Here is an 11,272-nt window from a genome sequence, read left to right on the forward strand (position 1 = left end):
TCGTGGGGCGGACGGGGCCTCTTGCCGCCCGAAGAGAGCCCGCGAGCTGCGAACGCCGCGGTGCTCGTCGACGCAGCCACCGCAAGCGGCTACGAGCTGGAGAGGGCAGCAGCCTTGAGGAAGAGGAACAAAAGGGACCTGTGGATCTCCGCTTTGGTGCATTTCGTAGGCAAGTCTTCCGCTGCGTGTTCGAACTGTCAGGCTGAGGACCTTAGCCTGCGGTATATCGGGGATGAGGTTGAGCGGATTGGTTACGCGCTCTTCTGGTGCAATACTTGCCTGTATGGCATCAGGGTTTCTCGGGTCGGGGATACGGATGCAGGTGAGTTCTACTCGTTCCGTGACCCCAATGCGCTAGAAGGCGTACCAGATTTCACTGCAATTGAATAGTGGCCGACGAGCGTAGGGGCATCAGGTCCCGCGTCCGTCTATCCAGGGTAGATGAGGAGCGATTATCCCCTCTTTGGGTAGGGGGATAATCGCTGCTCTACGCACATCTGTTGAGCTGAGCAAGGCGCCGCGGGGTGGCTTTTGCGGGGCCTCGGGCTCGTACGGAGCCAGGCGAAGGCGCCCGCGCCAGCGCCGCGGCCTGCGCTGCGGTGGCGGGTAACGCGGACATGCGCGCGTCGCGGACGTCGGCGTCCGAACGGGCGGCCCTCGGGCAAGTCGTCTGTCGCGGCCGGCCTACGTGACAAGTTCGGCCGCAACCTCGTGATCGTCAGCCAGGCAACCGTTGGACCGGCTGCGCGAACGGATCCGGCTTTATGGCGTCGCGCGCAGCGAGGTACGCCGCATCCGAGAGAAGCGGTCCCGCCCCGGGGACTGGGCGCAGCAAAGCCCCTCAAGTTGATCCCGCGGGTGCGGGGTGTGGGGGCAGCCTGACACAGCGGCTGCGGGTGCCGCCCTCCGGGCCGCAGGCGGCCCTGCGGGTGGATTGCGGGCGTCCTTCGGACGCGTTCACCGCAATCCAGTCCGCGCGAGCGCGGACCGCTCCTGGCCTGCTCGCTGTCGCTCGCGCACCGGCCAGGAGTGAAGTCCCCTGCTCGCTGTCGCTCGCGCACCGGGGACTTCAGCACCCGAAGCCGCTGTGTCCTGCTTCCCCCACACCCCGCACCCGCGGGGGTCTTTGCGGGAGGCTGTCATGACGAACTACACCCTGCAGGGCTACCCCGACACCGCCGACGGCATGGAGGACGTCCGGGACGTGATGTGCGACGTGGGGCTACAGGAGTTCGGCTCGCTGGTGCCGGTCGGCCGACTCGACCTCGACCCGCTGTACTACCGGGACGGACTCACCGAGGTGAGCCTCTACCTGGCCAACAACGGGCTGCGCCACCTCGGCTACGTGAGGACCCTCTCGCAGGCACTGCAGCTGCTGCAGCAGGCGGTTGACGAGGACATCGCCAGCGGAGCGTTCGCCTCATGTGTCGGGTACCGCCACGCGGCAATGCGACGCCAACGCGCCCGGCCGGCCTGATGGCCGACAGGCAGGCGCTTGGGAGTTCAAGATCGAACTCCCAAGCGCCGACGCGCGTTAATCGACGGCCCTGCGGGCCGGGTCGCCCCTGAAGTGGCCTTCGGCCACGGGCGACCAGAGAAGGAAGGACGGCCCTTTGAAGTGCCCTTCGGGCACGGGCCGCTTTCCCGCCCTGCGGGCGTGGCGCTTCGCGCCGGGCCCTTCAAGGCGCTTCGCGCCGGGCCCGCCCCTGCGGGGCAAATGGAGCGCGCTACGCGCGCACTGCAGCAGCGCGCTGCCTTCGGTCCGCGGCCCGAAAAGCCGCTAATCCTGCGCTGTCAGTGCGTCGTGGCAGCCTGGCCGGACCCCGGCGGCCGCCAGCCGCTGCAGTCGTCGGGCGGATAGTTGAGCACTCGCCAAGGAGCACAACGTGCAGGATTTCAAGATCACGTGGATACAGCAGGGCCGGGACGGCCGGAGGGAGTCGGTCGTCTCCTTCGACCTGGCCTCCGCCGAGCAGTACCTGCCCAGCTACGAGGCGCGGCCGGGCGCCTTGGACGTACGGATCGTCCCCGTGGAGGCGTTCCTCGGGCGGCCCCGGCGCCGGGCTGCTTAGCCTGAGTCTGATCGCCGCAAGGGGCTGGAGACCGGAGGACGATGACCGGCTTCCGCGGTGCTCCCGCTGCCGAGGCGGCCTCGTGATGAGTGTGGTCGTGCCCGAGGACGAGGCCGGGGACCAGCCTGTCCGTCTGGAGCTGCGCCCGGTCTGCGACTCGGGCGACCCGTCGAGGCCTGCCGCCGGCATCCTGGTGGCTGCCCCATCGCTTGCAGATGTCACAGCCGCGCGTCCGGGAACTGCTCGGCAAAGACCATCACCTCGTCGCGGTCGAGGAGCCCGGCGCCGCGCTCGTACTGGCAGGCCTGACCTGCGGAGCCCATCGGTCTCGGCGGTGAGCGTGGCTGCTGTGGCCTTCGGCGGAACATCCCGTCGCCGACGGAGCGCCTCGACCCCCGCCGCTGGCGGCCCTTGCTCCCTGACTTTACGAGCGACGTACTGCGCTCGCTGGCCCGCTGGGACGGCAAATTGCCTGCAAAGCGGACATGAAAGCGTGGGAGCATGTGGCCATGGCTGAGGACAGGGAGTCTGGTGAGTTCAAGGACGCGGGCCAGACGGAGCCGGTTGATATTTCAGGTTTTTACGAGATGGCCCTAAAGCCGTTTCAGGAGTATGTGCGGAACCAGAACGCCCAGATCGGCAAGATGCTTGCCGAGTCCGCAGCAGTGAGGTTCGGTCCAGTCCTTCCGCGGATTGTGGTTAATTCTCCGCTGATCCAGATGAATGCCATGGCGGAGACCTTCCGCAGGCAGATGGCGGACCTGACGGGCTTCAACGACATGGTTCGGCAGGCGGTGAAGCCGCTGGCTGAGGCCTACCGACCGCCCCAATGGCACAGCGTCTTCGGCTCCCTCGGCGACATCATCAACAGGCTCTACCCGGAGAACCTGCGCCACGACATACCTGATCCGGACGACCTAGAGAAGCTCCTGGTCGAAGAGGGCATCCCTCTAATGTGGGTGCCCGGGCCACAGACGGTACGCGCCCTGCTGGATGCGACGGATGCCATCGCCCGACGCCGCATCATCGGCCGGCGGTGGAAGGGCATCGCCAGCGACTGCGAGGCGGTACTTGAAGAGGTCGAGCACCGGGACGTTCAGGACGCTCGCAGCTTCGCCCTCGAAGCCGCGCGTGCCCTACGAGCTGGCCACGCGAGCGCCGCCCAGGCATTGTCCGCCAACCTGCTCGACTCTCTCCTCCAGCGCCACTTTGACCAGGCCGTCCGCATCCAGCTCACGACGAACGACTTCAAGACCAAGGGCATCAAGTTCAAGCTGGAGGACCACAAGTTCAAGGTCGCCTGCACCTTCGCCCCAGTCTGGTACGCGCACGCTAAGTACTACCCGAAGAACGGCGACCCCATCCCGCGCAGTTTCGGGCGTCACGCAAGCGCACATGGCGTGTCCCGGACCCAGTACTCGCGCATCAACGCGGTGTACGCCCTCATGCTGGTCACCTCGGTGATCAAGTTCTTCGATACAGAGCTGCCCAAGTGACCGGACGGCCAGCCCTGAAGAGCGGTCCGCGCCCTGCCCGACGCGCTGCATGAGGTGATCGAGGCGAAGGCCGAGCACCGCCGGCTCGCACCGGGCGCGGGTGGCGAGCCGGAGGTGGCGCCGGTGGTCGACCCTATGGCCGCCCTCCAGGCGTCGGTCGCCAAGGCGAAGGAGGCCCGCGGTGAAACCAGAGGCGGGCGGCCACGGTGCACGAGATGCCCACGCCGAAGGAGAAGACCCCCGCCTTGAAGGCGGCCGCGAAGAAGGTCCCAGCCAAGAAGACGACGGCGAAGAAGACCACCACGCCGTCCCGGCGCCGGAGGTCCGCCTGACCCGGCGGTGCCGCTCCTCCAAGACGGCGGACGCGGGTGTATTGGCCGGGTCCCGAGGTCGGCTCGCAGGACGGTGGTGTTCGGCGGGCCGGCGAGCTGCCGAGCAGCGTGAGCGTCGAGGTGCCCGGACCGGCTGTATCGGCTCGATCCTCGCGCGCTGGGCGTCACTACCGCGCCCCAGGGGACCGGTAGTGAGTGGACCGGCTGCATTGCCGTCAGCGTCTGGCGACTTCGTGGAGGAGGTGTGGGCCGTTGTTGCGGACGTTGTTCACGGCCGTGGAGACGGGTCGGGCGTCGAGTCGGCCGTCCGCGGGTTGGGTGAGCAGGGCGCGAAGGTCGGCGGTGTTGTGGTGGTGAGGGTCGAGCCAGGCGTCGTAGTGGTCGGGGGCGAGGGCGAGCGGCATGCGGGGGTGGATGCGGCCGGCCGCGTCGGTGGCCTCGGTGGTGAGGATCGTGCAGGTCGTCAGCCAGGCGTCGGGGTCGTCGTCGTTCGCGACGTCGGGGTTGCGCCAGTACTCGTAAAGACCCGCCATGGCCATCACCTGGCCGTCGACGGGGTGGATGAAGTACGGCTGCTTGCGGGTCCTGCCCGTCGCCTCGTCCTTCACCGGATCCCACTCGTAGAAGCCGTCGGCCGGCAGCAGGCAGCGCCGCTTGGCGAACGCGCGGCGGAAGGCGGGCTTCTCGTGCACGGTCTCGACCCGGGCGTTGATCATGCGGGAGCCGATCTTCGGGTCCTTCGCCCACGACGGCACCAGACCCCACCGCAGGGTCCGCAGCTCCCGGCGCACTTCGCCGCCGCCGTCCTCGTCGCGCGAGGCGCGCTCGAGGACGGCGTAGACCTGGTCGGTCGGCGCGACGTTCCAGCTGGGTGCCAGCGTCTCCTCAGGGCGCCAGTCGGTGACCTCGAAGCGCCGGGTCAGGTCCTGGGGACTGCGGGTGGAGGTGTAGCGGCCGCACATGAGGTCACTGTGCCACGGCGTGCGCGGGTCCTGAGGTCAGACACCGGCCGCCGGGGCCGTACCGGTGGGTCGGGTGCTGGCACTCGGCACACGGGCCGACCTGACTGGTGGGGCAGACCGGGGCCGGCGGAGCCGGTCTTGCGGGCTTCGTGTCCACGAGCGGTGTCCTCCGCGCGAGCAGCGTGTGCCGACAGATTAGAACCCGCGTTCCTCGATGGCCGGACTCATCCACCCCGGGACTCGCGTGTTCGAATTAATGTTCGATACAGTCGAAGTGTAGCCGAGCGGTTCATGCAGCTTTGGGGGTATCTGGGCGGAGGGTGTCATGCGTGGAGGGGTTCCTCACCTGCACGTCAGTAGTGGGTTTTCGGCCCGCTACGGCGCCTCGCACCCGCAGGATCTCGTGGCCCGGGCCGCCGAGCGCGGGATCGGAACGCTGGCGCTGACCGACCGCGACATGGTCACCGGCACCGTCCGCTTCGCGAAGGCCGCCACGGCCGCCGGCGTGAAGCCGGTGTTCGGTGTCGACCTCGGCGTCGCCGCCCACGCCCCCGCGGCCACGGTGCGCCGCCGGACACCGGTCCGCGGCGGTGCGCACGTCGCCGAAGCCCCCTTCCGGGCCACTTTCCTCGCGCGCGATGCCGCCGGGTGGGGGCGTCTGTGCCGGATGGTGTCCGCCGCGCACGCCGACGCTTTCCCGACCGGCGCCCCTGTGGCGGCCTCGTGGGAGTCGCTCGCCGAGTACGGGGGCGAGGGCCTGGTGGTGCTGCTTGGGCCCGCGTCCGAGCCGGTGCGGGCGCTCGCCGCCGGCCGCCCGGACGTCGCCGAGCAGCTGCTCGCCCCGTGGCGGCAGGTCGTCGGCGAAGGCCTGCGGCTGGAGGTCGTGTGCTGGAGCCTGCCCGGCACGGGCCCCGGCTCCGTACGCCTCGCTGCGCACACCCTTCAGCTCGCCGACAGCCTCCGCATCCCGGCCGTGCTTACCAACGCCGTCCGGTACGCCGATGCGGCCCAGCACCGGATCGCCGACGTGCTGGACGCAGCGCGGCTGCTGCGTCCGATCGACCGGCGGCACCTGGACTGCGGCGAGCGGTGGCTGAAGGACGGGCCCGCGATGCTGGAGATCGCGGAGCGGGTGGCAGCGGCGGCTGGCGCGGACGCGCGCCGGGCCGGGCGGCTGGTCGCCGACACGATCGCTGTCGCCGACGCCTGCGCCGTCGACCCTGTCGCCGATCTCGGACTCGGGGTGCCACATTTCCCCGAGCCCGAGGTGGTCGGTGCGGAGCCGGTTGCAGATGGGGCGATGCGGCTGCTGCGGCAGCGGTGCGAGGCGGGGATGGTCGCCCGCGGCCTGGACCTGGACGAGCGGGCGATGGATCAGCTCGACTACGAGCTCGGCATTATCGGCCGCCTGAAGTACGAGCCGTACTTCCTCGCGGTTGCCCAGGTCGTTGCCGACGCCCGGGACATGGGGATTCGGGTCGCCGCCCGCGGCTCGGGCGCCGGCTCCATGGTCAACCACTCCCTTTTCGTGGCCACGGCGAATCCGCTCGAGCACCGGCTGCTTTTCGAGCGCTTCCTCAGCGAGCGGCGGGCGTCACTCCCGGACATCGACATCGACGTCGAGTCCGCGCGCCGCCTGGAGGTCTACGACCGGATCATCGAACGCTTCGGCAAGGAGCGGGTCGCGGTCACCGGCATGCCCGAGACCTACCGTGCCCGCCACGCCCTGCGCGACACCGGTCTCGCGCTCGGGCTGCCGCCGGCGACCGTGGACCGGATTGCGAAGTCGTTCCCGCACTTCCGTGCCAGCGAGATCCGCGCGGCGCTCGTCGAACTCCCCGAACTCCGCGGTCTGGCGGCGGAGGCCGCGTCGTTCGGGCCGCTGTGGGAGCTCGCCGAGGGCCTGGACAAGCTGCCGCGCGGGATCGCGATGCACCCCTGCGGCGTCATCCTCTCCAACGTGAGCCTGCTGGACCGGCTGCCGGTGCAGCCGACCCCGGGCGGTGAGTATCCGATGGTGCAGGCGGACAAGGACGACGTCGAGGACCTCGGCCTGCTCAAGCTCGACGTCCTCGGCGTGCGGATGCAGTCCGCCATGGCCCACGCCGTCGCCGAGATCCGCCGCACCACCGGCCGTGTGATCGACCTCGACAACCCTGACCACGTGCCGCTCGACGACCGGTTCGCCTTCACGCTCATCCAGAACTCCGACACGGTCGGTATGTTCCAGCTCGAGTCTCCAGGTCAGCAGGACCTCGTCGGCCGGCTTCAGCCCCGCGACCCGCAGGATGTCATCGCCGACATCAGCCTGTTCCGCCCGGGCCCGGTTCAGGGCGGCATGCCCGCGCTCTATATCGCCGCCCGCCACGGCGCCGCGCCCACCTACCCGCACCCCGACCTCGAGCCCGTCCTGCGGGACACGTACGGGGTGACGATCTGGCACGAGCAGATCATCGACATCTTCGCGGTCATGACCGGCTGCGACCGCGCACTCGCCGAGGTCGCCCGCCGCGGCCTGGGCGACGCCGACCGCCTCCCGAAGATCGAGAGATGGTTCCGGGCGAAGGCCGGTGCCCGCGGCCACACCACCAAGGTCCTCGACGACGTCTGGGACATCGTCAGCTCCTTCGGCGCGTACGGGTTCTGCCGCGCGCACGCCGTCGCGTTCGCCGTGCCCGCCTTGCAGTCCGCCTGGCTCAAGGCCCACCACCCTGCCGCTCTCTACGCAGGTCTCCTGGAGCACGACCCCGGGATGTGGCCGCTGCGCGTGATCGTTGCCGACGCCCGCCGCCACGACGTCCCCATCCTCCCCGTCGACATCAACACCTCCCGCCCGGAGTACACCGTGGAGAAGACCGACACCGGCTGGGGCGTGCGGATCAGCCTCTCCTCGGTGAAGGGCATCAGCGAGGACGAAGTCGCCCGCATCGCCGAGGCAGCCCCCTACACCTCGCTGCAGGACTTCTATGCCCGCTCCCACCCCAAGCTGCCCACCGTCGAACGCCTCATCCAGATCGGAGCCCTCGACACCCTCAAGGGGAACGCGACCCGGCGGGACCTTCTCCTGCAGGCCGCCGAGCTCCACCGGCACACCCGCACCCGGCCCGGCGCCGGACAGCTCCCGCTCGACACCACCCTCGTCACCGCCGGCCCGTCCGGGCTCCGGGAGATGACAGCACGCGAGAAGCTCGAGGCCGAGCTCGGCGTCCTGAAGATCGACGTCACACGGCACCTGATGGAGGACCACCACCGACTCCTGCGCGAGATCGGCGCCACCGACGCCGCCCACCTCCGCGCGATGCACCCCGGCCAGCGCGTCCTCGTCGCCGGCGTCCGCGCATCCACCCAGACACCGCCCATCGCCTCGGGCAAGCGGATCATCTTCGTCACCCTCGAGGACGGCTCGGGCCTTGTCGACCTCGCCTTCTTCGAAGACTCCCACGAGGCCTGCGCCCACACGATCTTCCACAAAGGACTCCTGCTCGTGCGCGGCACCGTCGAAGCCCGCGGCCCGCGCCGCACCGTCGTCGGCGAAATGGTGTGGGACCTCGACGAACTCGCCGCCGCCCGCGCCACGCACGGCCCGCAGGCCGTTCTCGACATCCTCGGCCAGGCCACCCCAGCGCCGACGCCTGCCCAGCCGTCGCGGACGATCCCGGACGGCACCGCTGGCGCCCGCCTCCACCCCTACGCCGACCTCCAGCCCGCCGGCACCCGCTCCGCCGACCTCACCCACCTCGGACATCGCTCTCAAGGGAGCGCCGGATGACGCAGCGTTCGCGGGCGATCGTCCGCATCCACTTCCACCCCACCGAACGGAGCGAGAAGCTCTTCGAGCAGCTGCTCGCCGTCCTCGAGGGCATCAGCCCGCGGATCGAGCCGCTGCCCGCGGACTGGTCCGCGTACGTCGACCTCAGCGGAGCCCTCCGGTTCTGGGACCGCGACGTTGAAGGCCTCGTCGGCGTCATCCGGCTGCGGCTGCTTGCCCTGCACGGCGTCCAGTCGAGCGCGGGCGCGGGCCCGACGCGGTCGATCGCGGCAATGGCCGCCGACCTCACCCCGCCCGGCGCCGCCACCATCGTCCACGACGACCCGTATGAGATCGCCGCGTTCCTGCGGCCGAAGCCGGCCGCTGCCCTCCCGGGGATCGGCCCGAAGACCGCCCGCACGCTCGCCCGCTACGGCATCACCACCGTCGGCGACATCGCCGACACCCAGCTCGCCACCCTGCAACGGATCCTCGGCACACCGGCCGCCCGTCAGGCCCAGGAGCTCGCCCACGGCCGGGACGACCGGCCGGTCGTCCCGGCGGCCGCCCCGAAGTCCATGAGCGCCAGCCACCGCTTCGAGAGCGACGAACTCGATCCCGGCCGGCACCATCGGACCGTTCTCGCCCTCGTCGAGGACCTCGGGGCCCGACTGCGGGAGGCAGGTGAGATCGCCCAGGCGCTCACGCTCACCGTCACGTACGCGGACCGCACCCAGACCGCCCGCACCCGCACACTCACCGAGGCGACCGCCCACACCTCCGCTCTCGTCGGCCTTGCCCACGAACTCCTCACAGGCCTCGGCCTCCAGCGAGCCCGCGTCCGGGCACTCGCCGTACGGGCCGAACGTCTGCGCCCCGCCGAGCACGCTGCCCACCAGCTCACCCTCGACGACCGTGACGACAAGCAACACCGTCTGGAGGCCGTGCTCGATCGCGCCCGGGCCCGGTATGGCCCCGGCATCGCCGGCGCGGCCTCCGCCTACCGAAAGCGCGGCCACTCCTGGGAACACCAGCGCCGCTACCGGCCCGACGGGGTACCAGGCCGCATGGTGGGAAAATGATCGGCACGGTAATCGCGTTCCTCGGCTTGCTTGTGTCAGTGGCGACCGCAGTTGTCGGCCACCGACACAGCCAGTGTGCCAAGCGAGCTCAAGAGATGCGTGACGCGCGTGAAGCGGCGGACTGGAGATACCTCCGGGAGGAGGCATATCGGACAGAACGGATGCGTCAGGCGAGCTGGATCTCGAGTCACATCGAAGCCGACGGCCGACGCGTCACGGTGTACAACGGCAGCAGCCAGCGTTGACGCCTTCGCCCTGGCTTCCAGTACCCCACAGACCCAGGCAGGCTCCAACTGTTCCGTGTCATCTTCGGCACCGTGCTTGCCGCACGGTTCGCGCTTGCCTTCGGCCAGGGCCGCTGGGTCCGCCTCGCCTCCGGCTCGCTCAGCCTCCACCTCGCCGAACAGCGCTTCGGCCCCAGCCGGGCCCGGCTCCTCGCGAGCGTGTACCGGCCCGCGCTGATCATCCGTACGACCGCCGCCGTGGTCGTAGTCGTAACCCTTGTCCGCATGCAACTTTGCCGGCCGCCGCCGCGCTGTCCGCGGACCGGATGGGCGAGACGCCACGCACCAGCTGGTACTTCACGGTGCGGTGCACACGGTGTACGAGGAGAGGGGCGGCCACCTTATGTCAGGCGGCCGCCCCTCTTCACGTGGCTGGATGGCCTACTTGGTGTAGTAGCCGAACACGTCCGTGATCTCGTGGGTTGCCCCGGCGTTGTTGTAGATGTAGACGTACCCGTCGTTCATGCCCGCTACGACCTGGTTCGACAATGTCTGCTTCGGCAGAAGGTTGAGGTTCGAGGTCGTGGGGCGGGCGGGTCCGTAGGGGCCGACTGCCAGCCATGTGGGCATGGTCGCGTCCGTGCCGGTCACATTGAGGACGACCGCCGTAACGCCAGTGGACGGTACGCCGCCGTTTCCGAGGATCGGCAGGAGGGCCCAGCCGGCCGCCCCGAGCTTGCCGGACACGCCGAGTGCGCGGGTGTCTTCGAGCCGGGCGGGGGGCAGGGGCTTGAAGCGGTCGCCCTGGCCGGGCGTATTGGTGAAGTAGCCGGTCACGTCACCGATCAGGTCGATGGTGCCGCCGTGGTTGTAAAGCGTCACCTTGCCGTTCCTGACGGGCACGGTGACCAGGTTGGCCACCGTCTGCCCGGCGACCACGTTCAGGTTCGAGGAGTTTGGTCGGGCCGTGCCGTACGGGTACACCGAGACGTAGCTCGACGAGGTCGGGTTGGTCGCGGTCACGTTCATGACCAGCGCCGTCACGCCAGTCGACGGCACGCCACCGCGGCCCGCGATCTGGACGCTCACGGTCTTGCCAGCGCCCACCTTGGCCTTTGGGACGCCGATCCCGGCCACGGTGCTCAACACTCTGGACGGCGTCACGGCCTTGAACCGGTCGCCGTCGCTGGCGAGCGTGTAGTACCCGGACACGTCCACGAGCAGGTCGACCGAACCGGCATGGTTGTAAAGGGTGACCTTCCCGTCCTTGCCGACCGGAACGCTCACATGGTTCGGCACGTTGCGCCCGGCCGCCACGTTCAGGTTCGAGGAGTCCGGCCGGACCGTCCCCGACGG

6 protein-coding genes and 2 pseudogenes are annotated in these 11,272 nt (G+C 69.8%); 6 read left to right on the forward strand and 2 right to left on the reverse strand.

From position 1 onward, the window contains the following. Window positions 1-1,141 precede the first annotated feature (1,141 nt). From ACFVGS_RS06800 to ACFVGS_RS06815, 4 genes and pseudogenes are all read left to right on the forward strand, one after another. Entirely contained in the window at window positions 1,142-1,477 is a 336-nt protein-coding gene (locus ACFVGS_RS06800; RefSeq protein WP_385691118.1) for a hypothetical protein, read from the forward strand. A 409-nt stretch (window positions 1,478-1,886) separates the two neighbouring features. Beyond that, entirely contained in the window at window positions 1,887-2,072 is a 186-nt protein-coding gene (locus ACFVGS_RS06805) for a hypothetical protein (protein ID WP_385691119.1), read from the forward strand. Window positions 2,073-2,082: 10 nt separating this feature from the next. Then, window positions 2,083-2,259 (forward strand): annotated as a pseudogene (locus ACFVGS_RS06810) (DUF6300 family protein); the annotation flags it as partial. Between the two features lie 322 nt (window positions 2,260-2,581). After that, window positions 2,582-3,568: a hypothetical protein gene (locus tag ACFVGS_RS06815; RefSeq protein ID WP_385691122.1), complete on the forward strand. Its 987-nt coding sequence runs from the start codon at window positions 2,582-2,584 to the stop codon at window positions 3,566-3,568. 547 nt (window positions 3,569-4,115) lie between these two features. Here ACFVGS_RS06815 and ACFVGS_RS06820 read toward each other — a convergent pair. Further along, window positions 4,116-4,862: an SOS response-associated peptidase gene (locus ACFVGS_RS06820; RefSeq protein WP_385691124.1), complete on the reverse strand. Its 747-nt coding sequence runs from the start codon at window positions 4,860-4,862 to the stop codon at window positions 4,116-4,118. A gap of 325 nt (window positions 4,863-5,187) precedes the next feature. Between ACFVGS_RS06820 and ACFVGS_RS06825 the strand changes: the two genes are divergently transcribed. Together ACFVGS_RS06825 and ACFVGS_RS06830 are read left to right on the forward strand one after the other, a co-directional pair. Then, entirely contained in the window at window positions 5,188-8,631 is a 3,444-nt protein-coding gene (locus tag ACFVGS_RS06825; protein WP_385691127.1) for a DNA polymerase III subunit alpha, read from the forward strand. After that, window positions 8,628-9,692 carry a helix-hairpin-helix domain-containing protein gene (locus ACFVGS_RS06830; protein WP_385691129.1) on the forward strand — a complete coding sequence of 355 codons (1,065 nt, stop codon included), beginning with the start codon at window positions 8,628-8,630 and terminating at the stop codon, window positions 9,690-9,692. The genes ACFVGS_RS06825 and ACFVGS_RS06830 overlap by 4 nt, the downstream gene beginning before the upstream one ends. Window positions 9,693-10,357: 665 nt before the next feature. Here ACFVGS_RS06830 and ACFVGS_RS06835 read toward each other — a convergent pair. Then, window positions 10,358-11,272, reverse strand: a pseudogene (locus ACFVGS_RS06835) (hypothetical protein); the annotation flags it as partial.

It is taken from the genome of Streptomyces sp. NPDC127114, from assembly GCF_042677525.1.
Classification (GTDB): Bacteria; Actinomycetota; Actinomycetes; order Streptomycetales; family Streptomycetaceae; genus Streptomyces.

Bases quoted from the DNA above. Each gene is read 5' to 3' on its own strand.
- ACFVGS_RS06800 (WP_385691118.1), top strand. From the start codon at position 1,142: ATGACGAACTACACCCTGCAGGGCTACCCCGACACCGCCGACGGCATG.
- ACFVGS_RS06815 (WP_385691122.1), top strand. From the start codon at position 2,582: ATGGCTGAGGACAGGGAGTCTGGTGAGTTCAAGGACGCGGGCCAGACG.
- ACFVGS_RS06820 (WP_385691124.1), bottom strand. From the start codon at position 4,862: ATGTGCGGCCGCTACACCTCCACCCGCAGTCCCCAGGACCTGACCCGG.
- ACFVGS_RS06825 (WP_385691127.1), top strand. From the start codon at position 5,188: ATGCGTGGAGGGGTTCCTCACCTGCACGTCAGTAGTGGGTTTTCGGCC.
- ACFVGS_RS06830 (WP_385691129.1), top strand. From the start codon at position 8,628: ATGACGCAGCGTTCGCGGGCGATCGTCCGCATCCACTTCCACCCCACC.